Source organism: Azonexus sp. IMCC34842, from assembly GCF_050368855.1.
GTDB classification, from domain to species: Bacteria; Pseudomonadota; Gammaproteobacteria; order Burkholderiales; family Rhodocyclaceae; genus Azonexus; species Azonexus denitrificans_A.
On record NZ_CP178449.1, the window covers coordinates 3,437,819 to 3,464,071 of the forward strand.

Consider the following 26,253-nt stretch of genomic DNA (forward strand, 5'->3'; position numbering starts at 1 on the left):
CAGCAAATAAAAGCCCCGCCGCGGCGGGGCTTTTTGTCACCTGCGAAACGCGGGCGATGGTATCCCTTGAGGTTAACTCAGATAGTTGGCAATGCGGACATAGCCTTCGACCGGAATATCTTCAGCCCGACGGGTCGGATCGATGCCGAGCTCGGCAAATCCGGCATCGCTGAGCATGCCTTTCAGCGTGTTGCGCAGCATCTTGCGGCGCTGCGAGAAGGCCGTCTGGACTACCTGCGACAGCTTGGCCTGGCTTTTCGCGGTGAGTTCTGAAACATCCTTGGGGATCAGGCGGACCACGGCCGATTGAACCTTGGGCGGCGGATCGAAGCATTCCGGCGGCACGTCGATCAGCCACTCGAGGTGAAAGCGGTATTGCAGCATCACCGATATCCGGCTGAAGTCGGTTTCGCCAGGCACCGCCACCAGCCGCTCGACAACTTCCTTCTGCAGCATGAAATGCATGTCATGGACGATGCCGACATACTCGGCAAGATGGAAGAGCAGCGGCGTCGAGATGTTGTAGGGCAGATTGCCGACCAGCCGCAGATCCTTGCCGATAGTGGCGAAGTCGAAAGCCAGCGCGTCGCCTTCGTGGATCGTCATGCGAGCTGGTGGGTGCTGAGTCTTCAGCCGGGCGATCAGGTCGCGGTCGATTTCGACGACATGCAAATGATCGAGGCGGGCCATCAGAGGCTCGGTGATCGCCCCCAAGCCGGGGCCGATCTCGACGACAGTATCGCCACGCTGCGGATCGATGGCCGAAACGATGGCATTGATGATGCCGTGGTCGACAAGAAAATTCTGGCCGAAGCGTTTGCGAGCGACGTGGCCTTTCATGGGGTGTGTACCTTTACAGTGGCCATGCGGGCCGCTTCGGCGACTGCTTCGAACAGGCTGCCCGGATCGGCGCGGCCAGTGCCGGCGAGTTCCAGCGCGGTGCCGTGGTCGACCGACGTGCGGATGATCGGCAATCCCAGCGTGACATTGATGCCGTGGCCGAAAGTGGCGTATTTGAGAGCGGTCAGTCCCTGGTCGTGGAACATGGCGAGGACGGCGTCGCCCCGGGCCAGCATCGGCGGCGTGAACATCGTGTCGGCCGGCAGCGGGCCGATCAGTTGCATACCCGTCGCGCGCAGTTTTTCGAGTACCGGCGTGATGATCTCAATTTCCTCGCGGCCCAGATAACCGCCTTCGCCGGCATGCGGATTGAGCCCGGCAACCAGGATGCGCGGCTGGGCCAACGCATATTTCTGCTGCAGATCAGCATGCAGGATGCGCAGCGTTTGCTCCAGAACCTCGGCCGTAATCGCCGCCGGCACCTCCTTCAGCGGCAGATGCGTGGTAACCAGCGCGACACGCAGCGGGCCGCGTTCGGTGTTGCCGGCCAGCATCATGACGACGCGCGGCGTCGCGGTTTTTTCCGCGAGATATTCGGTATGGCCGGTGAAAGGCACGCCGGCATCGTTGATCACCCCCTTGTGCACCGGCGCCGTGGCCATCGCGGCAAATTCACCGGACTGACAACCGGCCAGCGCGCGATCGAGCAGGGCGAGCACATAAGCGCCGTTGGCGGCGTTGAGCACGCCGGCCCCCGACGGCACGGCGAGCGGAACATGCAGGACATCGAGCACACTCCGGTCTGCCGGATTGCTCGGGCAATAATCGCGCAGGCTGACGTCGAGCCCGAGGCTTGCCGCCCGTTCGGCCAACAGCGAGCGGTCGCCCAGGATGACCGGATGCTCATCGCCCGCGTAGCCGGCCAACCGCAGGCACAGCTCCGGGCCGATGCCGGCCGGTTCGCCGCTGGTCACGGCAATGATCGGCCGCATCAGTTTTCTTCGAGGCGGTTTTCGACGTAACTGCGGTCGCGCATCTGGCGTAGCCAGTCCTGATAGGCCTCATCAAGTTTGCGGTCGCGCAGGGCCTGGCGGGCGACGCCACGCTGGCGCTCGACCGAGACATCACGCTCGCGACGCTCCTGAACCTGGATCAGATGCATGCCGAAAGGCGACTGAACGACCGGGCTGAGGTCGCCCGGCTTCAACGCATCCATCGCCCGCTCGAACTCGGGTACCGTATCGCCCGGGCTCAGCCAGCCGAGATCGCCGCCCTTGGCGGCGGAACCGTCTTGCGAGTAGAGGCGGGCCTGTTCGGCAAAATCGATACCGTTGACGATGCGCTCGCGCACATTTTCCAGCTTGCGGCGGGCTTCGCTTTCCGAAACCACTTCATTGATGCGCACCAGGATGTGGCGAGCCTTGGTTTGCTGGACCGACGCCGGCGCGCTGCCACCGCGCTTGGCGATCAATTTGACAATATGAAAACCAGCCGACGAGCGCAGCAGCTCACTGACTTCACCGACCGGCAAGCGAGCCGCCACCTCCGAATAAAGCGCCGGCAAACGATCCAGTGGCCGCCAGCCGAGGGCGCCGCCTTGCAATGCATCGGGGGCATCGGAAAAGGCCGCCGTCAGGACGGCAAAATTCTCGCCGGCGCGCGCCCGCGCCAGTGCCTGTTCGCCGCGCAGGCGAAGTTTCTGCAGTTGCTCCGGACTGGCCGACTCGGGCGCGCGCAACAGAATGTGCGCCAGCTCGTACTCCTCATTGCCGCCGGTAGCCACCTGGCTCGCCAGATAGTTGTCGATTTCTCCGTCGGAAATGACCAGTTTGCTGTCCACTTCGCGCTCACGCAGGCGAACCGTGGTCAGTTCATTGCGGATTTCCTCGCGAAATTTGGCGTACTCGATGCCGTCCTTTTCCAGCGCCTGACGGAACTGCGGCAGTGACAGCTTGTTATTGGCGGCAATCCGATTGATCGCCTGATCGAGCTGGGCATCATCGATGCGCAGACCGCTCTCGCGGGCATATTGCAACTGCACGCGGTCCATGATCAGGCGCTCGAGCATCTGGCGCTCCAGCACATCCTGCGGCGGTAGCGGCGTACCCTGTTTCTGCAGCTGCTTGAGCGCCGATTCCAGGCGACTGCGCAACTCGTAGTAGGTAATGACCTCATTGCCGACGACCGCGACAATGCGGTCGGCCTCGACCGGCTCGTCCGGTGCGGCCTGCACGGGAGTGCCGAGAAAGACACTGAGACTGAAGATCAAGGCAAGCAGACGACTGATAAGTTTGGGCATGGTGATCATTGTGGGGTGAGCAGGCTGCTACTGACGGGCAACTCGTTGGTTTTCCCGTAGCCTGGAATGCTGCGCCGGAGAAGGCCGAGAGGATTGGAGCCGATACTGCCAAAATCGCTCAGCTCGAGCTGGAAGAATACATTGGTACTCGGTGTACCGGAAACGGCCTCGAGGCGCTGGGCGACAACGCGCACCGCCCAGCAGCCGGTATTGTATTCGACACCACCAATGGCTTCGAGCAATTGACTGTCCTTGAGCGACCAGTTGTAACGACCGACAGCATACCAGTTGGCGGAAAGCGGCCACTGGCCGGCGATATCGATCTGGTCGACCAGGCCTTTGCTGGTCAGCGGGTCGCGCGTGTAGCGGTAACTGGCGCTCAACACCTTGCCGAAATCCGGTTGGTAACGCGCGCCGACCGACAGCCGCTCGCTGGCCCCGTCGCGATAGTTGTACTCCCAGGCCGCATCGGCGTAGGTCTTCGGCAAGACCAGGCCGTTGACCGCCGCCACCAGGTTGGAGAAATCTTCGGCGCGGCGGGTCTCGCCGGGAATGGTGACCCGTTGCGGCTTGAAATAGTAGCGCTGGCCGATCATCGCCTTGAAGCGCTCGACACCGGTACTGGCATCGAGCAGACGGGTGGTCAGCGCCGCCGTCAGCTGATTGGCATCGTTGATCCGGTCATAACCGCTGTAACGGTTCTCGGCAAAAATCTGGGCGAAATTGAAGTCGGACAGACCGGCATCGAACACCGGAATCTTGCTCTGGTCCTTGTACGGAATATTGACGTAATAGAGGCGCGGCTCCAACGTCTGGATATAGTCGGTATCGAGCCATTTGCTCTCGCGCTCGAAAATCGCCGTCGAGTCGAGCGTAAAAATCGGCAAAGTGCGGCTGATACTGGTCGGTTCACCGGCAAGCTGCTGATCGAGCGCATAGCGGGTCATATGCACGCCGACCTTGGGCGTAATCTGGAAGGCCGGATGGACGATCGGCAGCGACACTTGCGGATAAAGAACGAAGCGGTCGCCGGCAACCTTGTCCGGGTGGGTGAAGCGCGAGAACTGGGCAATCATGCTGAGATCGGTCTTCAGCACATTCGGCCGGTAGCCGACGATATTGATTTGCGGCTCAAGAAAGTAGGGCCGGACAATCGGGTTGAGCGGGTCCGGCTGCAAGGTCTGATAGCGCAGCAACTGGGTCGTCGTTTGCAACCATGGCGACGGCACATAAGCCAGCGTGAGCTGCTGAGGCAGTTGGGTCTGCGCAGTTTGCAACAGGCGGGAAGACATATCCTCCCAGTAGCGATCGTCGGACACTTCCTGCCAGTTTACTGCCGCCGAAAAGCCCCGTCCGAGGTTGTGCTGGTGCTGAATGTTGTAGGCGTAACGACGGCGATTCTCGATCTCGTCGTTGGGCATGTACTCCAGACGCGTTATTCCGCGGTAATTCGCATCGAGATACTGCCCTTCGGCCCCGATCTGGAAGCCGCGCTTGCTCATGTAGCGCGGGTAGAAGGTGGCATCGTAGTTCGGCGCAATGTTCCAGTAGTAGGGCAAGGCGACGTCGAAGCCATTTCGAGTCGATGTTGAGAAAACCGGGTGCAGCACGCCGGAACGGCGCTGATTGTTCAGAGCGAAGGAAGCCAGCGGCGAATAGAAGATCGGAACATCCTTGAACCACAACGAAACATTGCTGCCATCGCCGACATTCCGATCATAGTCGAGGTGCATGTCCGAGGCCTGTAGATACCAGTCCGTCTGGCCGGGCTTGCAGGTCGAGTAGGTCGCGTTGGTCAGGTTGATCTGGTTCTCGCCCTCAAAATCGGCGCGTTCGGCATGGCCGCTCGCTGTCGACAGGCGACTAGCTGGCGCGATCGTCGGCAAACCATAGCTGTTGGGTACGTTCAGCATCATCGGCGCACCAGCCGACACGACATTGCTGCTCGCCGCGGTAACCACCGTCTGTTGCGGCCGATAGAGCTTGCTTGCCACTTCCTTGACGATGTAATAATCGGCGCTATCGGCAAAGCCGATCTGCTCGGCCAGCTTCATCCGCAGATGCGGCGTTGTTAGCTCGGTCCCTTCCTGCAGCAAACGGACATTGCCAGTCGCATCGACTTCGTCTTCGATCGGCCAGTAGACAAGCTTGTCGGCAAAAAGCAGCGAGCCTGCCTTGCGCAATTCGACATCGCCGTCCGCCTCGGCCATTTCGTTGGTCCGCCCCTCGATGTGGTCGGCAACCAGAAACATCGGGTAGCTATCGTCTTTCTTCAACTCGACGGGATTCTCGACACCAACCCCCGGCAAGCGCGCCGCCTTGGACTTGCCGAGCACATTGAACTTGCGTTCGGTGCGCAAACGCACCGGAGTATCGTTAGCCGCCAGCTGCATTACCGTGATCGCTTCGCCGGCCGGGGGCAAATCACCGGCCACACCTTGGATTACCGGCAGATGCGCCGCGTCGACTGCGTGACTCGCCTGCATTCCGGCGAACAGGCAACAAACGAAAAAGGCAAGCGGACGGCGGGCAAAACCGGTCATCTGGGCAATCAGCAAAGGGCCAGACCGGAATGGCCGATGCCCGAGTGTTAAAATCGCGCCATTTTACAACGAACCCACCCCAGGCACATGTCGCGCGATCAACTTGTTACAGACTGGGTTGCCAGTCGTTTTCCCGGACAGTCCGTCCAGATCACTCCGGCCTCGGCCGATGCCAGCTTTCGCCGCTATTTCCGGCTGACCTGGCCGGACGGCAGTACGCGCATCCTGATGGACGCGCCGCCCGACAAAGAGGACTGCCAGCCCTTCATCCACGTCGCCGGCCTGCTCGCCAAGGCTGACCTGGCTGCCCCGCGCGTCCTCGACAAGGATCTCGACAACGGGTTTCTGGTTCTTACCGATCTCGGCCGCATCGGCTATCTCGACGCCCTGAATGCCGACCTCAGCCTGGCCGACCTGCTGATCCGCCCGGTACTCGACGTGCTGGTCAAGTGGCAACTTGCCTCCAAGGCGAGCACGCTGCCGCCCTACGATGCCACCCTGCTGCGCCGCGAACTCGACCTTTTTCCCGAATGGTTCATCGGCCGTCATCGCGGCTACCTGTTGAGCGATGACGAAAAATCGATGCTCGACCGAACCTTCAAATTCCTCATCAACTCGGCGCTGGCCCAGCCCAAGGTCTTCGTGCACCGCGATTTCATGCCGCGCAACCTGATGGTTGTCGAAAGCGCCGCCCGCCTGACACCGGGCATCATCGACTTCCAGGACGCCGTCTATGGTCCGATCAGTTACGACGTCGTTTCCCTCTTCCGCGACGCCTTCATCTCCTGGGAAGAAGAGCAGGAAATCGACTGGGTCGTCCGCTACTGGGAAAAAGCCCGCGCCGCCGGCCTGCCGGTCCGTGCCGACTTCGGCGATTTCTGGCGCGACTACGAACTGATGGGCCTGCAGCGCCACCTCAAGGTGCTCGGCATCTTCTGCCGCCTGAAGTACCGCGACGGCAAGGAAAAATACAGCGAAGACCTGCCGCGCTTCATGAACTATGCGCGCAAGACGGCCGGCCGCTACGTCGCACTGAAACCCTTGCTCAATCTGCTCGATGCGCTGGAAGGCAACACCCTGCAGGAGGGGATCAGACGGTGAAGCGAGTTGTTAGTCGCTAGTCGTTAGCTACTAGCAAAAACCAATAACTACCGACTAATAACTAGCGACTACCACATGAAAGCTTTCATCCTGGCCGCCGGGCGCGGCGAACGCATGCGGCCGCTCACCGACCATACGCCGAAGCCGCTGCTCCAGGCGGGCGGCAAGCCGTTGATCGTCTGGCACCTGGAACGATTGGCGGCGGCGGGATTCCGGGAGATCGTCATCAACCACGCGCACCTCGGCGAGCAGATCGAGGCGGCGCTGGGCGACGGTTCGGCGTGGGGCCTGAGCATTCGCTACTCGCCGGAACCGCCGGGCGCGCTGGAAACCGCCGGAGGCATCGCCAATGCGTTGCCGCTGCTGGGCGACGCGCCCTTTCTCGTCGTCAATGGCGACATCTATTGCGACTGGGATTTCACCCGAGCCAGTCAGCTGATCAACCGCCCGGCCCACCTGTTGATGGTCGCCAACCCGGCGCATCACAGCGGCGGCGACTTCGCCCTCGACGGCGAGCGCGTCGTTTTTGCCCAGGGTGAGCAAACGCTGACCTACGCCGGCATCGCCGTTTTTTCGCCGGCTTTCTTTGCCGATGTGCCGCGCGGCACCGTAATGAAACTGCGCCCGCTGCTCGACGCCGCGATCGCCGCCGGAACACTCAGCGGGGAACGTCACGCCGGCCGCTGGGTCGACGTAGGGACGCCGCAACGCCTGGCGGAACTGGATAAGGAATTGAGGAACGCATGAGTCACGCCCATTTCATCGCCCGTCGCCAACGCCTGCTGAAAATCATCGGCGACGGCGTCGCCATCGTGCCGACCGCGCCGGAAGTCATTCGCAATCGCGACGCCCACCACCTCTACCGTTTCGACAGCTACTTCTGGTACCTGAGCGGCTTCCCCGAACCGGAAGCGGTGGTCGTGCTAATTGGCGGCAAGAAGCCGAAATCCATCCTGTTCTGCCGCGAAAAGCATGAAGAGCGGGAAATCTGGGACGGCTACCGCTATGGCCCGAAAGCCGCCAAGGCCGCTTTTGGTTTCGATGCCGCCTATCCGATCGAGCAACTCGACAAGAAGCTGGCCGAATTCCTCGTCGACCGCGACACGCTGTGGCACGCCATCGGCCACGATGCTGAATGGGACGGCCGGATCGCCAAGGCACTCAACGAAGTCCGCGCCCAGACCCGGGCCGGCAAACGGGCGCCCCGGGCCATCCACGACCTACGCGCCGAACTCGACGCGATGCGGCTGGTCAAGGACAGTGCCGAGGCTGACATCCAGCAACGCTCAGCCGACATCGCCAGCGCCGGCCACGCCCGCGCCATGCACGCCTGCCGCCCCGGCATGGCGGAATACGAACTGGAAGCCGAACTGAGCTACGAATTCCGCAAGCGCGGCGCCGACGCCCACGCCTACACGCCGATCGTCGCTGGCGGCGCCAATGCCTGCGTGCTGCATTACGTATCCAACGACAAGGTGCTCAACGACAACACCCTGGTCCTGATCGACGCCGGCTGCGAAGTCGCCGGCTACGCCGCCGACATTACCCGGACTTTCCCGGTCAATGGCCGCTTCAACGCGGCGCAGAAGGACGTGTACGAAATCGTCCTCGCCGCGCAGACCGCCGCCATCGCCGCCACCGCCCCCGGCCGCCACTTCATGGAAGGCCACGAGGCCGCCGTGCGCGTGCTGACCCGCGGCCTGGTCGACCTCAAACTATTGAGCGGCGATCTCGACAACCTGATCGAAAAAGGCGACTACAAGCGCTTCTATATGCACCGGACCGGCCACTGGCTCGGCCTCGACGTGCACGATGCCGGCGAGTACAAGGTTGGCGACGCCTGGACCACCTTGCAGCCCGGCATGACCCTGACCGTCGAACCCGGGCTGTACATCCGTCCCGCCGACGACATTCGGCCGGCCCTGGCCGGTATCGGCATCCGCATCGAGGACGACGTCCGCGTCACGGAAAGCGGTTGTAGCGTTTTCACCACGGCGCCGAAAAGCATCGCCGAAATCGAGGAAGTGATGCGCCATGACTGAACCGGTCGTCACCGACATCGACATCCTGATCATCGGCGCCGGCCCGGTCGGCATGACGCTGCATCTGGCGCTGGCGGCCGGCGGCCAGCCGTCATTGCTCATCGACCGTAACTCGCCGAACTCGGCCCAGGACGACCCGCGCGCCCTCGCCTTGGCGCACGGCGCCCGCCAGTTGCTGGAACAGATCAACGCCTGGCCAACGCGGGCCGCAACGCCGATCGAAACGATCCACGTTTCGCAAAAGGACGGTTTCGGCCGGACGCTGATCAACCGCACCGATTACGCCCTGCCGGCGCTCGGCTACGTCGTCCGCTACCGCGACCTCGCCGCCGCACTGGCCGGGCAACTGGCGCCCACCGCCCGGCTCGACGGAGTCGAAGTGCTTGCCATTGATCCGGGCGACGAGCACGTTACAGTCAGCATCCGCCAGGCCGGAAGCTTGCGCACGCTCCGGACCAAGCTGCTGGTGCACGCCGAAGGCACGCCGGGCGACGACCCGGCCATCACGGTCAGCGACTACGACCAGCATGCGGTGATTGCCGAAATCACGCCGCAACCGGGGCACGGCCAGCGCGCCTGGGAACGCTTCACGCCGGACGGCCCGCTCGCCCTGCTGCCGCTCGGCGACGAATACTCGGTGGTGTTCACGCTGCCGCCGGCCAAGGCCGATGCCGTGATGGCGATGGACGACAGCGCCTTCACCGCCGCCCTGCAAAAGCAGTTCGGCCAACGCCTGCGCTTTGCCCGGCCCGGCCCGCGCAGCCGCTTCCCGCTCGCCCTGCGCCTGCGCGATACGCTGGTCGAGGGCCACGAAGTGTGGATCGGCAATACGGCGCAAACCCTGCACCCGGTTTCCGGCCAGGGTTTCAATCTCGGCATCCGCGACGCCTGGCAACTCGCCGAAACATTGCTCAACAACGGCCTCGACCAGGCCAGCCTGGCCGCCTACGCCGCCAGCCGGCGCCTTGATCGCCGGGGCAGCGCTCTGTTCACCGACCGGATCGTCCGCGCTTTCTCCAACGACTGCGGCCCGCTCAAGCTGGCCCGTGGCCTCGGCCTGCTGGCCCTTGACCTCTGTCCGCCGGCCCGCCATTTCGTCGCCAAACGGATGATCTGGGGCGCCCGGGCTTGGCCATGACCCCCGGGCGGCTGCACGCCTGGTTCCTCGCCTGCCGCCCGAAAACCCTTTCGGTCTCGCTGTCACCAGTACTCGTCGGCACCGCCGTGGCCTGGCACGACACCAGCCAGGTGCTCTGGCTGCCGTTGCTGGCCGCCGCGCTCGGCGCCGCCTTCATCCAGATCGGCACCAACCTGTTCAACGATGTCGGCGATTTCCTGCGCGGCACCGACACACCGGATCGTCTTGGCCCCAAGCGGGCCACGGCGGAAGGCTGGCTGACCCCGAGCAAGGTCAAGAGCGGCGCCTGGCTGTCGTTCGCCCTGGCCTTTCTCTGCGGCATTTACCTCGTCTGGCATGGCGGCCTGCCCATCGTCGTCATCGGGCTTGCTTCGCTGGCTGCCGGCTGGGCTTATACCGGCGGGCCGAAACCGATTGCCTACGGGCCGTTCGGCGAAGTCTTCGTGTGGATTTTTTTCGGTCTGGTTGCCGTCGGTGGCAGCTACTACCTGCAAACCCTGAGCCTGACGCCCATCGCGCTGCTCGCCGCCAGCCTGGTCGGGGTGCATGCGGCGGCGGTGATCACCGTCAACAATTACCGCGACCGCGATGGCGATGCCCGCAGCGGCAAGAACACGCTGGCCGTGCAGCTTGGCCGGGCGGCGACCAAACGGATTTACACTGTTGAAATGCTCGCCCCCTATGCCCTGCTGCCGCTGCTCGCGCCGAGTCTCGGCTGGCTGGCCGGCTTGCCGCTGCTGTCGCTGCCGCTGGCCCTCAAATTGATCCGCCGTTTCCGCCAGACCGCGCCCGGAGCGGTGTTCAACACCATCCTGGCCATGACGGCCGGATTGCAACTTATTTTCGCCCTGCTGTTAACCCTCGCCTTGACGATTTGACTATTTTTTAGGCGCCGACTCGGGTAAAATGCGCGACCTCCCTTGATGTGCCCGCCACCTGATCGCCCATGGACTTTGTCGGATTTCAGCTTCGCAACAATCTGTTCGTCGCCCCCATGGCCGGCGTGACGGATCGTCCTTTCCGGCAGTTGTGCAAAAAAATGGGGGCCGGTCTGGCCGTCTCCGAAATGGTCACCTCGAACTCGCTGCTCTATGGCAGCGCCAAGACCTTGCGCCGGGCCAATCACGAAGGGGAAGTGGCGCCGATTTCAGTCCAGATCGCCGGCGCCGATCCGAAGATGATGGCCGAGGCGGCCCGCCACAACGTGGATAACGGGGCGCAGATCATCGACATCAACATGGGTTGCCCGGCCAAGAAAATCTGCAACGTGATGGCCGGTTCGGCGCTGATGCAGGACGAACTGCTGGTCGGCCAGATCCTCGACGCGGTGGTGGCCGCCATCCCGAACACTCCGGTGACGCTGAAATTCCGCACCGGCTGGAACCTGGCCAACCGCAACGCGCCGACCATTGCCCGCATTGCCGAAAGTGCCGGCGTCCGCGCCGTCGCCATCCATGGCCGGACGCGCTGCCAGCAATACACCGGCGAAGCCGAGTACGACACCATCGCCATGGTCAAGACCCTGATCAAGATCCCGGTCATCGCCAACGGCGACATCACCAGCCCGGAAAAAGCCCGGCACGTGCTCGACGTGACCGGCGCCGACGGCATCATGATCGGCCGCGCCGCCCAGGGCCGCCCCTGGCTGTTCCGCGAAATCGAGCATTACCTGAACACCGGCGAGCATCTGCCGCCGGCCAGGGTCAGCGAGATTCACGAAATCCTCAAGGCCCATCTGGTCGACCTGTACGACTTCTACGGCCCGGAAACCGGCTTCAAGGTCGCCCGCAAGCACATCTCCTGGTACACCAAGGGGCTGGTCGGCTCAGCGGCCTTCCGCAAGGAAATGAATGTACTTCCCAGCATCGATCAACAGATGCAGGCGGTAAATAACTTCTTCCTCCAACAGGCAGAAGCGCACGAACATCTTAAATATATTTCAGAGGAGGCGTTGGCAGCATGAGCCAACAACAAGACATATCCGCTTGCGTGCTGGGGGCACTCGAGCAGTATTTTCGCGATCTCGATGGCGAAAAACCCTGCGCAATCTATGACATGGTGCTGAAAAGCGTCGAAAAGCCAATGCTCGAAGTCGTCCTCGCCAAGGCGGGCGGCAACCAGACGCTAGCCTCCGACATGCTCGGCATCAACCGCAACACCCTGCGCAAAAAGCTCACCGAACACCAGTTGCTGTAGTTGCTGGACATTAGTCCTTAGTTATTAGCTAACGACTAAAACCTGGCACCCCGCAATTTCCAGCTACCGACTAACAACTAACTACTACCGACTAACATGTCCATCAAGCAAGCACTGATTTCCGTTTCCGATAAAACCGGCGTCCTCGAATTCGCCCAGGGCCTCGCCGCGCAAGGCGTCAAGCTGCTGTCCACCGGAGGTACCGCCAAGATGCTACGCGACGCCGGCCTGAGCGTTACCGAGATCGGCGACTACACCGGCTTCCCGGAAATGCTCGACGGCCGCGTCAAGACGCTGCACCCGAAGGTGCACGGCGGCATCCTGGCCCGCCGCGATCTGCCGGAACACCTGGCAACCATCGAAGCGCACGGCATTCCGACCATTGACCTGGTCTGCGTCAATCTCTACCCGTTCGCCGCGACCATCGCCAAGGCCGGTGTGACGCTGGAAGACGCGATCGAGAACATCGACATCGGCGGCCCGGCCATGGTCCGCTCCTCGGCCAAGAATTACGCCGGCGTCGCGATCGTCACCGATCCGGAAGATTACGCCCCGCTGCTCGCCGAGATGCAAGCCAATGGCGGCGCGCTGCAACTGGCCACCCGTTTCGGCCTGGCCAAGAAGGCCTTCACCCATACCGCCCGCTACGACAGCATGATCGCCAACTGGCTGACCGGTCTTGATGACGGCGCCGAAGCCAAGCCGGAGGCGGCTGCCCCGGCGCCCTCGATCTTCCCGGCCAAGCTGCAACTGGCTTTCGATCGCGTCGAAACCCTGCGTTACGGCGAAAACTCGCACCAGTCCGCCGCTTTCTACCGCGACACCAACCCGGTCGCCGGCAGCATCGCCGCCTACAGCCAGCTGCAGGGCAAGGAACTGTCCTACAACAACATCGGCGACTCCGATGCCGCCTGGGAATGCGTCAAGACCTTCGACGTCCCGGCCTGCGTCATCGTCAAGCATGCCAACCCGTGCGGTGTGGCCATTGATGGCACGCTGCTCGCCGCCTACGAAAAGGCCTTCAAGACCGATTCGACCTCGGCTTTCGGCGGCATCATCGCCTTCAACGGCGAAGTCGGCATGGATGTCGTGAACGCCATGAACGAACGCAAGCACTTCGTCGAAGTCCTGATCGCTCCGTCCTTCACCGCCGAAGCCAAGGCCGCGCTGGCCGGCAAGACCAACTTGCGCGTGCTGGTCGTGCCGCTCTCCCGCGAACTCAATGCGTTCGAATACAAGCGCGTCGGTGGTGGCCTGCTGGTCCAGACCCCGGACAACTTCACCGCCCAGGCTTCCGGCCTGAAGGTGGTCACCAAGGTGCAGCCGACCGCCCAGCAGATCGAAGACCTGCTGTTCGCCGAGCGCGTCGCCAAATTCGTCAAGTCCAACGCCATCGTCTTCTGCGGCAACGGCATGACGCTCGGGGTCGGCGCCGGCCAGATGAGCCGCGTCGATTCGACCAAGATCGCCAGCATCAAGGCGCAGCACGCCGGCCTCGAACTCAAGGGCTCGGTGGTCGCTTCGGATGCCTTCTTCCCGTTCCGCGACGGCGTCGACGTGCTGGCCGCAGCCGGCGCCAAGGCGGTGATCCAGCCGGGCGGTTCGATGCGTGACGAAGAAGTCATCGCCGCCGCCGACGAGCATGGTCTGGCCATGGTCTTTACCGGCAACCGTCACTTCCGTCACTAAAAGCAGTCGCGAGTCGTTAGTTGCTAGCAGCACGCGCTCACTAATCGCTCCCGACTAATAACTAACGACTAGGAACTAGCAAATGAAACTACTGGTAATCGGTTCCGGCGGCCGCGAGCACGCCATGGCCTGGCGCCTGGCCCAGACGCCCGGTCTGCAGAAGGTTTATGTCGCCCCCGGCAATGCCGGCACGGCGCGCGAGCACGAGCTGGAAAACATCGACATCACCGATCCGCAGGCGCTGGCTGATTTCGCCGAGCAGAACAAGATCCATCTCACCCTGGTCGGCCCGGAAGCGCCGCTGGCCGCCGGCGTGGTCAATGTCTTCCGGGCCCGTGGCCTGAAGATTTTCGGCCCGACCAAGGAAGCCGCGCAGCTGGAGTCCTCGAAGGATTTCGCCAAGCGCTTCATGGCCCGCCACAACATCCCGACGGCCGCTTTCGGCACCTTCACCGAGGCCGCCGCAGCCCACGCCTACATCGACCAGCAAGGCGCCCCGATCGTCATCAAGGCCGACGGCCTGGCTGCCGGCAAGGGCGTCGTCGTGGCGATGGATCTGGCCGAAGCGCACGCCGCGATCGATGACATGCTGTCCGGCAACAAGCTGGGCGAAGCTGGCGCCCGCGTCGTCATCGAGGAGTTCCTCGATGGCGAGGAAGCCAGCTTCATCGTCATGGTCGATGGCAAGAACGTGTTGGCCCTCGCCTCCAGCCAGGACCACAAGCGTATCGGCGACGGCGACACCGGCCCCAACACCGGCGGCATGGGCGCCTATTCGCCCGCCCCGGTGGTCACCCCGGAAGTGCACGCCAAGGCGATGCGCGAAATCATCCTGCCGACCGTGCGTGGCATGGCGGCCGACGGCATCCCGTTCACCGGCTTCCTCTACGCCGGCCTGATGATCGGCAAGGATGGTTCGGTCAAGACGCTGGAATTCAACTGCCGGATGGGCGACCCGGAAACCCAGCCGATCCTGATGCGCTTGAAGTCCGATTTCGTCGACCTGTTGGAACACGGCATCGATGGCACACTCGACCAGATAGAGGCCGAATGGGATCGCCGCGTCGCTCTCGGCGTCGTGCTGGCCGCCGCCAACTACCCGAACACCCCGCGCAAGGGTGATCCGATCGCCGGCCTGCCGACCGGCAACAGCTTCGGCGAAGGCGCCCACGTCTTCCACGCCGGCACGGCCAGGCAGGACGACAAGGTGGTGACCAACGGCGGGCGCGTGTTGTGCGTCACGGCACTCGGCGAAAACATCAAGCTGGCGCAGAAACTGGCTTATGAATGTGCGGCCCAGATCCACTTCGACGGCATGCAGTTCCGCCAGGATATCGGGCACCGCGCGCTCAGCCGCTGAACTCGGCATCATTCGAACAACACGGGCGGCCATGACCGCCCGTTTTTTTACCCCGGAGATTTTATGGACACCACCCGCCTCAAGGAATTTTTCACCGGCCTGCAAAACCGCATCGTCGCCGACCTCGAAGCCTTCGATGGTCAAGCATTCCGCACCGACAGCTGGCAGCGCCCGGAAGGCGGCGGCGGTATTTCGCGGCTGATCGAGGAAGGCGATTTCTTCGAGCGCGGCGGCGTCAACTTTTCGCACGTCACCGGCGCCTCGCTGCCCGCCTCGGCCACCGCCGTCCGCCCGCAACTGGCCGGGCGCGCCTGGGAGGCGATGGGCGTCTCGCTGGTCCTCCACCCGCGCAACCCGTACTGCCCGACGGCGCACATGAACGTCCGCTGCTTCGTTGCCAGCAAGGCAGGCGAAGAGGATGTCTGGTGGTTCGGTGGCGGCATGGACATGACGCCCTACTATGGCCAACGGGAAGATGTCGTCCATTTCCACCAGACCTGCAAGGATGCCCTCGCCCCCTTCGGCGACGAGGTCTATCCGAAGTACAAGAAATGGTGCGACGAGTACTTCTTCCTGAAACACCGCAACGAGCCGCGCGGCGTCGGCGGTATCTTCTTCGACGACCTGAGCGAAGGCGGCTTCGCGCGCTGCTTCGATCTGACCCAGGCGGTCGGCAATGCTTTCAGCGAAGCCTACCTGCCGGTGCTCGCCAAACGCCGCGCCATGCCTTACAGCGAGCGCGAACGCGACTTCCAGGCCTACCGCCGTGGCCGTTACGTCGAGTTCAACCTGGTCTGGGATCGCGGCACGCTGTTCGGCCTGCAATCGGGCGGCCGCACCGAATCAATCCTGATGTCGCTGCCGCCTATCGTCAAGTGGCGCTACGACTGGCAGCCGGCGGCCGGCACGCCGGAAGCCGAGCTTTACGAAGTTTTCCTCAAGCCGACCGAATGGGTCTGATTACTTGAGTTTGCCTCTGACCACCCGGACCCGTTCCGGGTTTTCCACCTGGAGCAGGCCGCCACTGCCCTGCAGGTTGCCGCAGACGCAGAGCGCCTTGATATGCGGCACCGAATTGATCACCGCCGAGCAATCCAGGCATTCGTAGTAGATATCGCCGCCGGTCGGCAAACCAGCGGGATCGGGCGCCGGCTCGATGGGGTAAAAGTTATAGATCTTGCGCATGTCGATATTCAGCATTTTCCCCTCCGCCCCCGCATGCAGCGCTCAACTCACCTCGAGTAAAGCACTGGCCCGGTAATGTTTGTTCGCTTCTTCGGTACGCTCCAGCTGGTCGCACAGACGGGCCAGTTCGAGATGCGCTTCCGGCGTCGGCTGGACTGCCAGCGACGCCTCCAGGTAACTCTGTGCCTTGCCCCACAGCCGCTGGCGCAAGCACATCCGGCCGAGCGCCTTGAGCAGGCGGGCATCGTCCGGATGCTTCCTGAGCCAGGCTTCGGCCTTGGCAATGCGCAAGGTCAGCCCCTCGCCCGCCAGGCGACCATAGATGGCAACCAGTTCGGGCTGCCAGAGATCGTCCGTCGCGGCGTCGAGGACTGCTTCGATCAGCTGCTGGGCCTCGGCCTCGGCGCCCAGCGCCAGTAAAGCTCTGGCGGCGGCGAGAACGACACGCCGCCCCCGCTCGTCGACCGGCAAGGCGCGCAAATAGCTGGTCAGTTGCCCGAGATCGGCAGCCCGCTTGGCGATGTTGCCGAGATGCGCCTGCGTCCTGACCTCTCCGACAACTTCGGCGGGCAGCGCATCGCGCTTGACCAGTTGCCGGGCCAGTTTGAGTACGCCGTCCCAGTCGCCCAGCCCCTGGCGCGCCCGCAATTCCAGGCGAAGGGCGGCGATGTGGCGGCCCTGCTTGCCCTGCAGTTTGTCGAGCGCAGCCAGCGCATCGGCAAAACGCCGTGCTTCATTCATCATCTCGGCTTCGAGCATCAAGGTTGCCGCTTCGGTGCGCGGATCGTCGATCTTGGCCCGCGCCATCCAACCCTGCTGCTTTTCCGATTCGCGCATGCGCTGTGCGGCGCGCGCCGCAATCAAGGCGGACAAGCCGGGCGCCGTGCCGGCGGCATGCGCTTCGGCAGCTTTCTTCAGGGCCTGGCCGAAGCGCCCCTCGAACAGCAGGCGCACCGCATCCTGGAATACCAGGCTGCTCCGTTCGCGCTGCCGATTCTCGCGATACTGGCGGACCCGTTGCGGCAGACCGAAAGTCAGCGCCATGCCGCGCATGCCGAGGTAAAGCACGAAGAACAGGCCGAGCAGCGCCAGAATGAACAGGTTCAGCGTAACTTCCGCCCGCCACGGCGGGAAGACCAGCAGCACATAACCGTCGTTCAGCCGGGCGCCGAGGGCAACGGCCACCGCCAGCGCAAACAGCGCCAAGACCCAGAACAGGCCTCTCACGGCTTTTCCTTGCCGGTCCGCACGTTACGCAGTGCTGTCTGGCTCTGATTCAGGCTGGGCAGTTCGACGTTGATTTCGGTCGCCGACATCTGGCGCAAAGTGGCCTGGGCCGCCTGCACCGCCTTGTCGTCGGCGACGAAATGGCGCGTCAGCCATTGCTGGGAGACCTTCAATTCGTTGCGAAAAGTCCATTGATCGCGCGACAGCAGCGCCAGACGGGCATTCAGCAGACGCAATTTGAGATTTTCGCGGAGGAAGAAACTCTGCCCCGGCGCGATCAGAACCGGCTCTTCCCGATCGAAACGCTGGATCCGCACCAGGCCCTTGAGCTCCTGCCATATTTCGCCGCCCGAGCGTTGCCACCAGGGCAACACGTTACCGGCCGGCGGATTTTCGGACGACTCGACGGGGCGGCCATAGGCGGCGAGCGGCAGCTTGTCGATCCCGGCGACGACCTGTTCGAGACGCAGGCTGATGCCCGGCACATCGACGAAGGGCAGCCCGGTCAGTTGCGCCAGATCCTTAGCCAGCGCCTTGCGCAGCGGCATGTATTGCGGCCGGTCGAGGCGGGCCAGACGGGCATCGGCCGTCTGCAGCGCGAGCACGGCGACCGGCACATTGCCGGCCAGTTGCAGTTGTTGTCCGGCCAGCGTGACTGCCTGCTCGACTTCAAGCAGCGTCGCTTCCTCACGGCTGCGCGCCATCTCCTGATAGAACGACTGCAAGGTTTCGCTCTGCCCCTGGAATTCGGCCAGCTTGCCATCCAGAGCGCCGAGCTTGGCCTGCAAATCCGCGACCTGGGCCAGCAACTGCTTCTGGGCGCCACGGTCTTCCTTGTTGCCGGCTTCGGATTCGGCCAGACGACGGGCCACTTCCTGCTGCACGTTGTTCAGTTGCTGGCGGGTTTCCAGCCATTGCCAGCCGGCCAGCGCAAGGGCTGCGAGGGCGACGAACAGCCAGGGATTTTGCCAGGCGGACCTGGTCGGGGATGATGAGCTTGGGGTCACGTTCGCAGCGGGGAGATTATTATTGTCGGGCATCATGCTGCCCAATTATAAGCACCTAAGCCGGCCATGATGCCGCTGTCGGCTGCTTCCGTCAGGATAATGTTGTTTAAACCCAAAGCCCGGGCGCTCTCGACAATCCGGGCATGCGGGACGAACAGCGGAGTGGTTTGCAGAAAGCGCCGGCCTTCGGCATCCAGGCAGTCAACCAGGTAACGCAGGCCCTCGCTACTCGATACCGTCAGCGCATCGAGTCGGCCGGCCCGCCAGGCATTGAGCAATGGCGCCGGGCTGACGGACGGACCGCGGCGCCGGTAGCAGGTGATGCAATCGACTTCGGCGCCGCGCGCGCGCAGCGTCTCGGCCAGCAACTCACGCCCGCCATCGCCGCGAAAAATGGCGACCCGCCGGCCGGTAATGTGCTCGGCGGCCAGTTCCGGCAAGGCGAGCAGGGCTTCCGAATCGAACTGCCGGCGCGGTGCCAGGCAACCGGCAATGCCGTGGGCCAGCAGCGCCTTGACCGTACCCTGGCCGACCGCGGCGGGAATCAGCGCGGCGGGCCAGGGACCGTGCGCCAGAATGGACGGCAGTGCATGGTCGACAGCATTCGGGCTGATGAAAATGGCCAGCCCGTAATCGGCGAGCCGCGCCACGGCCTCGCGCAGGGGTTGCGGATCGGCGGCCGGGGAGATCTCGAGCAAGGGAAAAATCAGCGGCTGGCCACCGGCCGCAACGATCGCCTCGGCCAGCGCCCCAGCTTGGGCGACCGGCCGGGTGACCACAATGGTCCGGCCGGCCAGCGGGCCGCTAGCGCTCATCGGCAGTGGGCGAGCTGTTCCAGAATGGCATCGGCGCCTTGCGCCCGCAGTTGCTCGGCGAGCTGGCGGCCAAGCGCTTCGTCGTCGGCCGGATTGCCGCGCAGTTCGGCGCTGACCATCTCCTTGCCGTCCGCCGTGGCAACAAAGCCGCGCAGCCAGAGCTGACCGCTCTCGATGATCGCGTAGCCGCCCAGCGGCACCTGGCAACTGCCCCCGAGGGCACGCGAGAAGGCGCGCTCGGCCTTGACGCAGTGCGCCGTTTCCGGATCGTTCAACGGCGCGACGACCGGCGCCATGTCAGCCGCACCGGCCACCAGTTCGATGCCGAGGGCGCCCTGACCGGGGGCCGGCAGCGACTGTTCAGCGGTCAACACCGATTTGATGCGGGTTTCCAGGCCGAGCCGGATCAAACCGGCGGCGGCAAGGATGATCGCATCGTATTCACCGGCATCGAGCTTGCGCAGGCGGGTATCGAGGTTGCCGCGCAAGCTCTTGATGACCAGCTGCGGATACTTTGCACGCAGGATGGCTTCGCGGCGCAGACTGGAGGTGCCGACGACGGCGCCGGCCGGCAGCTCGTCGAGACCGGCAAACTTGTTCGAGACAAAGGCATCGCAAGGATTTTCGCGGGCTGAGATGGCGGCCAGCACGAAGCCTTCCGGCATCACCATCGGCACATCCTTCATCGAATGCACGGCGAGATGGGCCCGTCCTTCCTCCATCGCCACTTCCAGTTCCTTGATGAACAGCCCCTTGCCGCCGATTTCGGCGAGCGGCCGGTCGAGAATCTGGTCGCCCTTGGTGGTCATGCCGAGAATGACAACTTCGGCTCCCGGATTTAGACTCGCCAGACGGCCCTGCACATGAACAGCCTGCCACATGGCCAAGCGGGATTCGCGGGAGGCGATGACTATCTTCGAGGGAGCAGGCATGGGGCGTCAGGCAGCAAAGTTTTCGAGGGGGGCAATCTTAGCATGAGCGACCAGGCCCCCACTTCGACCCAGATCAAGCCGCCGGAACAGCGTCCGGAACATCCGGACTTCTGGTGCAAGCGCTTTGGCGACGGCCTTACTCCCTGGGATGCCGGCTCCGTGCCGGCCGCCTTTGCCCAATTCGTCGCCGAGCAACCCGGCCCGTTGAACACGCTGATCCCGGGGTGCGGCAGTGCCTGGGAGGCAGCCCATCTGGCCGAACGCGGCTGGCCGGTGACGGCGCTCGACTTCTCGCCGGTTGCCGTCGCCACCGCCCGCGAGATTCTCGACGCTGCGGCGAGCCACGGGCGCTTCGCGCCGGGGGCAGTGGACCTGCTGTGCGCCGACTTTTTCACCTTCACGCGCGCCGCCCCCTACGCCCTGCTCTACGAACGCGCCTTTCTCTGCGCCCTGCCGCGCAAACTGTGGGCCGACTGGGCCAGGCGCGTCGCCGAACTGCTGCCTTCGGGCGGCCGGCTGGCCGGCTTCTTTTTCCTCTGCGATCAAGCCAAAGGGCCGCCCTTCGGCATCCTGCCGGAACAACTCGATGATTTGCTGAGCCCCAACTTCCTGCGCCTCGCCGATAGCCCAGTCGCCGATTCGATTCCGGTATTTGCCGGCCGGGAACGCTGGCAGGTCTGGCAGCGGCGCTAGCCAATTCGGCCCCCTTCGGGTTTGGCGTATCATCGGACGCTTACTCCCCACGCACCGTCAAACAATGAAAACCGATACCCCGCAGACCGTTTACCTCAAGGACTACACCGTTCCTGCCTACCTGGTGGACACCGTCGATCTCGATCTCGACATCCATCCGGGGGCGACGACGGTCACCGCGACGCTGGCCATCCGCCGCAATCCGGCGGTCGCCGATCAACCGCTGATCCTCGATGGCGACGAACTGGAAACCATTGCCGTCAGCGTGGACGGCCAGCCGGTGGACTACACGCTAAGCGCTACGCAATTGACCATCGCCAGCGTACCGGCCCAATTCACGCTGCAGACGGTGGTTCGCATCAACCCCGACAAGAACACCCGCCTTTCCGGCATGTACCGTTCCAAGGACGGCTATTTCACACAGTGCGAGGCACAGGGTTTCCGCCGCATCACCTGGTTTCTCGACCGGCCGGACGTCATGTCGACCTACACGGTGACCCTGCACGCCGACAAGGCGGCGCTCCCCGTGCTGCTCGCCAACGGCAACCCGCTGGCCGCCGGCGACGAGGCCGACGGCCGCCACTGGGCGCGCTGGGGCGATCCGTTCCGCAAGCCCTGCTACCTGTTCGCCGTCGTCGCCGGCAAGCTGGATGGCCTGTTCGACAGCTTCAAGACCGCTTCCGGTCGCACCGTGCAACTCGCCATCTACGTCGAGCCGGGCAAGCTCGACCAGTGCCCGCACGCCATGGCCGCGCTGCAAAAATCCATGAAGTGGGACGAGGAGCGCTTCGGCCTCGAATGCGACCTCGACCATTACATGATCGTCGCCGTCGGCGACTTCAACATGGGCGCCATGGAGAACAAGGGCCTCAACATCTTCAACACCAAGTACGTACTGGCCCGCAGCGACGTGGCGACCGATGTCGATTTCGAGAACATCGACCGCGTCGTCGCCCATGAGTATTTCCACAACTGGACCGGCAACCGGGTGACCTGCCGCGACTGGTTCCAGCTGTCGCTGAAGGAAGGCCTGACCGTCTTCCGCGACCAGGAATTCGGCGCCGACCTGCACAATCGCCAGACCGCCCGCATCCGCGAAGTGCGCGGCCTGCGCGCCGCCCAATTCCCGGAAGACGCCGGGCCGATGGCGCACCCGATCCGGCCGAGCAGTTTCGTCGAGATCAACAATTTCTACACCTCGACGGTCTATGAAAAGGGCGCTGAAGTCATCCGCATGATCCAGACCCTGATCGGCCGCGACGGCTTCCGTGCCGGCATGGACGAATATTTCCGCCGCCACGACGGCCAGGCGGTGACCTGCGAGGACTTCGTCGCGGCGATGAGCGCCGCCAGCGGCTTCGATTTCAGCCAATTCATGCGCTGGTACAAGCAGCCGGGCACGCCACACATTGCCGCGAGCGGCAGCTTCGACGCGCCCAACTGCCGCTACACGCTGAGCTTTACTCAGTCCAACCCGCGCGCCAGCGATGCCGCGCCTTATCTGATCCCGCTGCGCGTCGCGCTGTTCGATGCCGCCGGCCAGATCATTCCGGGCAGCGAAAAGACGCTGCAGCTGACCGAAACGACGCAGCAATTCACTTTCGACGGCATCGCCAGCGAACCGGTGCCCTCGCTGCTCCGCGACTTCTCGGCGCCGGTCGTCCTCGATTTCGCCTACACGGAGCAGCAACTGAGCCACCTGCTGAGTTTCGAAAGCGATCCGTTCAACGCCTGGGAGGCCGGCCAGCGCCTAGCTTCCCAACTGATCCTCGCAGCTACCGCGCGCCTTGCCGACGGTCTGGCACCGAACTGGCCGGCCAGCTTCGTCGACGCGATTCGCCGCCTGCTCGGGCAACATGCCACACGCGGCAGCGCCTTCGTCGCCGAAGCGCTCAGCCTGCCCGGCGAAGCGACTCTGGCCGAAGCACTCGCCGAAGTCGATCCGGATGCGTTGCACGCCGCCCGCAACGGTCTGCGCCGCCATCTGGCCGAGCAACTGGAAGGCGAGCTGCGCGCCACCTACGCCGCCCTCGCCCCCTCCGGCTCCTACCAGTCGACGGCCGACGAAGCCGGGCGCCGTGCCTTGCGCAATACCTGCCTCGGCTACCTGCTCGAACTGAACAGTGCCGCCGTTCGCCAGCTGGCGCTGCAGCAATACGAGCAGGCCGACAACATGACCGACCAGTTTGCTGCCCTGGCCGCCTTGGCGCAGACCGAGTGCAGCGAGCGCCTGACGGTGCTGGCCGATTTCTACCAGCGCTGGCAGCATGAAGCGCTGGTCGTCGACAAATGGCTGGCCGCCCAATCGGGCAGCCGCCTGGCGAACACGCTGGAAACCGTCAAGAGCCTGACCAGCCATCCGGCTTTCGAGCTGAGCAACCCGAACAAGGTCTATTCGCTGATCCGCAATTTCGGCGCCAATCTGGTGCGCTTCAATGCCGCCGACGGCAGCGGCTACCGCTTCATGGCCGAGCGCATCAGCGAGCTGGACGCGATGAACCCGCAAGTTGCCTCGCGGCTGGTCCGCAGTTTCGACCGCTGGCGGAAATTCGATAGCGGCCGCCAGGCTCATGCCCGCCTTGCCCTGGAACAAATCAGGAAGCGACCCGGCCTGTCGGGCGATGTCTTCGAGGTGACCAGCAAGCTACTGGGCGACGCCGCATCGTCCTGAACGGAAATAATTCACGCTGACAAACGAAAACCTTCGATAAAATGCAAAGGTCATTCTCGGCCGGGCGCCGCGGATGACCTTTTAAATTTCAGGCAGCGCCGGGTTGCGCCAGCATCCGACCGGCAACATGGCAGTCGATTGAAGAGGTGGTCGTGGGAATACTTGAACAACTGAAGGCCCTGCTTGGACGCAATATGCCGGCCTCTACCGTCGCGCCGTCCGAACAGGCCGCCGCCGAACGGCGCCGCCGGCAACGGGTCGATGCTCGCGAAGGCACCCGCGTGCTGATCATCGATGACTCGAAGACGATCGTCACGGTGCTCAAGAAATTCCTCCGTTCAGCCGGCTACGAAACGCTCGAAGCACTCGATGCCGAAACCGGTCTGGTGCTGCTGCAGGAGCATCAACCGGAACTGATCTTTCTCGACATCATGCTGCCCGGCATGAACGGCTTTGCCGCCCTGCGCGCCATCCGCCGCGACCCGCGGACACGCGAAACGCCGGTCATCATGATGAGCGGCAACGAACAAGCCATGGAGCAGTTCTTCGGAGCGCGCATCGGGGCCGACGATTTCATGAAGAAGCCGTTCTCGCGCCATGAGGTTTTTTTCCGCATCGAACGCTTGCTCGACGACCAACTCGTGCCGCGTCGTGCCGTTCGCCCCAGTGAGCCGCCGCCGGTGGTGGCCGCCGGTTGCTGAAGCACTTCAGCTAACCACCAGCGCCTTGGCGGCCGCCCACTGCCGCCGACTGACCGGCAGTTTCTCGGGTAGGCCGCGCAGCAGCGCCCAGCCGTAGGCATCGGCGTCGTCATCGACGGCTTTCTCGAAACCGGCCAACGCCGATTTGCCGACCAGCACGGCCCGATGCAAGCGGATGAAGCGCTCGGCGAATTCGTTTTCGAGATGGGTCAAAGCCTCGTCGAGCAGATATTCGCGCTCGACGGTACGGGCGGTGACGTATTTCAGATCCGCCTTGAAGTAGAGCACCTCCGCCACCGGCACCAGCAACAGCCGGCCGCGCTCGTGGCAGGACAGATGCGTCCGGCCGCCGCCGCGCACGGCGCGGCCGATGCCGGCCAGCAGCTCGGGCGCGGGACGCGGCGCCCCGCGGGCTTTCTGCAGGGCGGTCAGCAAGCGCTGGGTCCGCACCGGCTTGAGCAGGTAATCGACGGCATTGAGATCGAAAGCCTGAACCGCATAGTTGTCGTAGGCCGTCGTGAAGATGACCGCCGGCGGATGCTCGAAGGCCCCGAGGTGGCCAGCCAGTTCGATGCCGTCCATGGCCGGCATGCGGATATCGGCCAGCACGACATCGACCGCCTGCTCGCGCAGGAAGGCCAGAGCAGCCAGGCCATTACCCGCTTCGCCAACGACTTCGCTCGGCAACTGCAGGGCGATATCTCCGAGCAGCGTGCGCAGGCGTTGGCGGGCCAGCGGCTCGTCATCGACCAACAGTATTTTCAGCGGGCGGTCTTGGGACATGGCAGGGCGATCCGAACCTCGTAAGTTTTCTCGCCGGCAACGATCTCCAGCCGGGCTTCCAGATCGTAATACAAGGCCAGTCGTTCGCGGATGTTGGCGACGGCAATCTGGTTGCCGGCGGCATGCTGGACCTGACCGGCGGTCGGGTTGGCGATGGCGATGTGCAGTTCGTCGCCCTGCTGGTCTATCGAAATGCGCACGGTGCCGCCTTCGGCAGCCGGTTCAATGCCGTGATAGACGGCATTTTCCAGCAGCGGTTGCAGCATCAGCGGCGGGATCGGCAGGTTCAGCGCAACCTCGCCGACCTGCCAGTCGACCACCAGGCGATCACCCAGCCGCAATTTCTCCAACGCCAGATACTGCTTGCCGAGGGCGATCTCGTCGGCCAGGCTGACCAGCTCGCCCGGATCGCGCATAGCCGCGCGAAACAGGTCGGACAGCGACTCGAGCGCCTCCTCGGCCTGCTGCGGCCGGGCCCGGATCAGCGACAGGACGGCATTCAGCGAATTGAACAGGAAATGCGGCCGGATGCGGGCATTCAATGCCGCCAGCCGGGCTTCGGCCTGGGCCGGCGAAAAGGCCGCGGCGCGCAACTCGAAATAACCGAGCAGCAGACCGGCCGCCGCCACCGCCAGCAAGCCTGCCCGCCAGGCGCTGCCGCCCTCGGCGGCGAGCAGCGACTGCCAGTAGCCGTAGAGGGCGAACGCCAAGGCCCCGGCGAGCAGCAGCACGCCTCCCTGGCCGAGCCGCAACGGCAGACGCCACAAGACATCGCGCAAGATAGACAGGAGGCCTAGAGAGATCAGCAGGCACGGCTCGACGACCGCCGCCAGTTCGACGTAGGCACTCAGCCAGCCGCCCAGATCGGGCGCCAGAACGAGCGCCGCGAGCAGCGCCATGGCATTGACGCCGAGCAGCACGCGCAGCATCACGCCAAAATTACGCCAGTCGGGCAGCGGATGTGTCGCGGGAAAGTGCCGTATACTTGTCATTCTTCGTGCGAGTTTTCGTTCAATTCTTCGCTTAACTGC

24 protein-coding genes are annotated in these 26,253 nt (G+C 63.9%); 13 read left to right on the forward strand and 11 right to left on the reverse strand.

Annotated elements, in window-relative coordinates; genetic code table 11:
- Positions 1 to 72: 72 nt before the first annotated feature.
- From rsmA to ACLIKD_RS16270, 4 genes are read right to left on the reverse strand one after another with little or no spacing between them, the layout of a single operon-like run.
- On the reverse strand, positions 73 to 840 hold the full coding sequence (rsmA, locus tag ACLIKD_RS16255) for a 16S rRNA (adenine(1518)-N(6)/adenine(1519)-N(6))-dimethyltransferase RsmA (RefSeq protein ID WP_226471690.1): 768 nt from the start codon (positions 838 to 840) through the stop codon (positions 73 to 75).
- A complete protein-coding gene (pdxA, locus tag ACLIKD_RS16260) occupies positions 837 to 1,832 on the reverse strand; it encodes a 4-hydroxythreonine-4-phosphate dehydrogenase PdxA (protein ID WP_428825870.1) in 996 nt (331 codons plus the stop codon). Before pdxA ends, rsmA begins: the two co-directional genes overlap by 4 nt.
- Positions 1,832 to 3,139: a peptidylprolyl isomerase gene (locus ACLIKD_RS16265; RefSeq protein WP_226417286.1), complete on the reverse strand. Its 1,308-nt coding sequence runs from the start codon at positions 3,137 to 3,139 to the stop codon at positions 1,832 to 1,834. Before ACLIKD_RS16265 ends, pdxA begins: the two co-directional genes overlap by 1 nt.
- 5 nt (positions 3,140 to 3,144) lie before the next feature.
- Positions 3,145 to 5,682 carry an LPS-assembly protein LptD gene (locus tag ACLIKD_RS16270; RefSeq protein WP_428825871.1) on the reverse strand — a complete coding sequence of 846 codons (2,538 nt, stop codon included), beginning with the start codon at positions 5,680 to 5,682 and terminating at the stop codon, positions 3,145 to 3,147.
- Between the two features lie 87 nt (positions 5,683 to 5,769).
- On the opposite strand from ACLIKD_RS16270, the gene ACLIKD_RS16275 reads away from it, so the two are divergent.
- From ACLIKD_RS16275 to hemF, 10 genes are all read left to right on the forward strand, one after another.
- On the forward strand, positions 5,770 to 6,783 hold the full coding sequence (locus ACLIKD_RS16275) for an aminoglycoside phosphotransferase family protein (protein ID WP_428825872.1): 1,014 nt from the start codon (positions 5,770 to 5,772) through the stop codon (positions 6,781 to 6,783).
- 75 nt (positions 6,784 to 6,858) lie between these two features.
- Positions 6,859 to 7,530 (forward strand): N-acetylmuramate alpha-1-phosphate uridylyltransferase MurU, encoded by a 672-nt coding sequence (gene murU / locus ACLIKD_RS16280; protein WP_428825873.1) that lies wholly within the window; start codon positions 6,859 to 6,861, stop codon positions 7,528 to 7,530.
- On the forward strand, positions 7,527 to 8,825 hold the full coding sequence (locus ACLIKD_RS16285; RefSeq protein WP_428825874.1) for an aminopeptidase P N-terminal domain-containing protein: 1,299 nt from the start codon (positions 7,527 to 7,529) through the stop codon (positions 8,823 to 8,825). The genes murU and ACLIKD_RS16285 overlap by 4 nt, the downstream gene beginning before the upstream one ends.
- On the forward strand, positions 8,818 to 9,963 hold the full coding sequence (locus ACLIKD_RS16290) for an FAD-dependent monooxygenase (RefSeq protein ID WP_428825875.1): 1,146 nt from the start codon (positions 8,818 to 8,820) through the stop codon (positions 9,961 to 9,963). Before ACLIKD_RS16285 ends, ACLIKD_RS16290 begins: the two co-directional genes overlap by 8 nt.
- Complete coding sequence (locus ACLIKD_RS16295; RefSeq protein ID WP_428828352.1) at positions 9,960 to 10,841, forward strand: 1,4-dihydroxy-2-naphthoate polyprenyltransferase; 882 nt, start codon at positions 9,960 to 9,962, stop codon at positions 10,839 to 10,841. Before ACLIKD_RS16290 ends, ACLIKD_RS16295 begins: the two co-directional genes overlap by 4 nt.
- 68 nt (positions 10,842 to 10,909) lie before the next feature.
- Complete coding sequence (gene dusB / locus ACLIKD_RS16300) at positions 10,910 to 11,926, forward strand: tRNA dihydrouridine synthase DusB (protein ID WP_428825876.1); 1,017 nt, start codon at positions 10,910 to 10,912, stop codon at positions 11,924 to 11,926.
- Positions 11,923 to 12,159, forward strand: a complete 237-nt coding sequence (locus ACLIKD_RS16305) for a Fis family transcriptional regulator (RefSeq protein ID WP_226417293.1) — start codon at positions 11,923 to 11,925, stop codon at positions 12,157 to 12,159. The genes dusB and ACLIKD_RS16305 overlap by 4 nt, the downstream gene beginning before the upstream one ends.
- A 96-nt stretch (positions 12,160 to 12,255) precedes the next feature.
- Entirely contained in the window at positions 12,256 to 13,848 is a 1,593-nt protein-coding gene (gene purH / locus ACLIKD_RS16310; RefSeq protein WP_428825877.1) for a bifunctional phosphoribosylaminoimidazolecarboxamide formyltransferase/IMP cyclohydrolase, read from the forward strand.
- Between the two features lie 82 nt (positions 13,849 to 13,930).
- Entirely contained in the window at positions 13,931 to 15,208 is a 1,278-nt protein-coding gene (purD, locus tag ACLIKD_RS16315; RefSeq protein ID WP_428825878.1) for a phosphoribosylamine--glycine ligase, read from the forward strand.
- A 63-nt stretch (positions 15,209 to 15,271) separates the two neighbouring features.
- Positions 15,272 to 16,168 carry an oxygen-dependent coproporphyrinogen oxidase gene (gene hemF / locus ACLIKD_RS16320; RefSeq protein WP_428825879.1) on the forward strand — a complete coding sequence of 299 codons (897 nt, stop codon included), beginning with the start codon at positions 15,272 to 15,274 and terminating at the stop codon, positions 16,166 to 16,168.
- On the opposite strand, the gene ACLIKD_RS16325 is transcribed toward hemF, so the two are convergent.
- From ACLIKD_RS16325 to hemC, 5 genes are read right to left on the reverse strand one after another with little or no spacing between them, the layout of a single operon-like run.
- Positions 16,169 to 16,408, reverse strand: coding sequence for a hypothetical protein (locus ACLIKD_RS16325; RefSeq protein ID WP_226417297.1), 240 nt, complete (start codon positions 16,406 to 16,408; stop codon positions 16,169 to 16,171). It abuts the gene before it with no gap.
- A gap of 27 nt (positions 16,409 to 16,435) precedes the next feature.
- On the reverse strand, positions 16,436 to 17,620 hold the full coding sequence (locus tag ACLIKD_RS16330) for a heme biosynthesis protein HemY (protein ID WP_428825880.1): 1,185 nt from the start codon (positions 17,618 to 17,620) through the stop codon (positions 16,436 to 16,438).
- The gene (locus ACLIKD_RS16335; RefSeq protein WP_428825881.1) at positions 17,617 to 18,627 is read right to left on the reverse strand and encodes a uroporphyrinogen-III C-methyltransferase; all 1,011 of its coding nucleotides are present in this window, start codon (positions 18,625 to 18,627) and stop codon (positions 17,617 to 17,619) included. The genes ACLIKD_RS16330 and ACLIKD_RS16335 overlap by 4 nt, the downstream gene beginning before the upstream one ends.
- Before the next feature lie 32 nt (positions 18,628 to 18,659).
- A complete protein-coding gene (locus ACLIKD_RS16340; RefSeq protein WP_428825882.1) occupies positions 18,660 to 19,442 on the reverse strand; it encodes a uroporphyrinogen-III synthase in 783 nt (260 codons plus the stop codon).
- Positions 19,439 to 20,374 carry a hydroxymethylbilane synthase gene (gene hemC, locus ACLIKD_RS16345; protein WP_428825883.1) on the reverse strand — a complete coding sequence of 312 codons (936 nt, stop codon included), beginning with the start codon at positions 20,372 to 20,374 and terminating at the stop codon, positions 19,439 to 19,441. The genes ACLIKD_RS16340 and hemC overlap by 4 nt, the downstream gene beginning before the upstream one ends.
- A 42-nt stretch (positions 20,375 to 20,416) precedes the next feature.
- Here hemC and ACLIKD_RS16350 point away from each other — a divergent pair, with 42 nt between their 5' ends.
- From ACLIKD_RS16350 to ACLIKD_RS16360, 3 genes are all read left to right on the forward strand, one after another.
- The gene (locus tag ACLIKD_RS16350) at positions 20,417 to 21,067 is read left to right on the forward strand and encodes a methyltransferase domain-containing protein (RefSeq protein ID WP_428825884.1); all 651 of its coding nucleotides are present in this window, start codon (positions 20,417 to 20,419) and stop codon (positions 21,065 to 21,067) included.
- A 64-nt stretch (positions 21,068 to 21,131) separates the two neighbouring features.
- Positions 21,132 to 23,738, forward strand: a complete 2,607-nt coding sequence (gene pepN, locus ACLIKD_RS16355; RefSeq protein WP_428825885.1) for an aminopeptidase N — start codon at positions 21,132 to 21,134, stop codon at positions 23,736 to 23,738.
- Between the two features lie 152 nt (positions 23,739 to 23,890).
- The gene (locus ACLIKD_RS16360) at positions 23,891 to 24,439 is read left to right on the forward strand and encodes a response regulator (RefSeq protein ID WP_428825886.1); all 549 of its coding nucleotides are present in this window, start codon (positions 23,891 to 23,893) and stop codon (positions 24,437 to 24,439) included.
- A 6-nt stretch (positions 24,440 to 24,445) separates the two neighbouring features.
- On the opposite strand, the gene ACLIKD_RS16365 is transcribed toward ACLIKD_RS16360, so the two are convergent.
- The gene (locus tag ACLIKD_RS16365) at positions 24,446 to 25,222 is read right to left on the reverse strand and encodes a LytR/AlgR family response regulator transcription factor (RefSeq protein ID WP_428825887.1); all 777 of its coding nucleotides are present in this window, start codon (positions 25,220 to 25,222) and stop codon (positions 24,446 to 24,448) included.
- The gene (locus ACLIKD_RS16370) at positions 25,201 to 26,214 is read right to left on the reverse strand and encodes a sensor histidine kinase (RefSeq protein WP_428825888.1); all 1,014 of its coding nucleotides are present in this window, start codon (positions 26,212 to 26,214) and stop codon (positions 25,201 to 25,203) included. The genes ACLIKD_RS16365 and ACLIKD_RS16370 overlap by 22 nt, the downstream gene beginning before the upstream one ends.
- Positions 26,215 to 26,253: the final 39 nt, after the last annotated feature.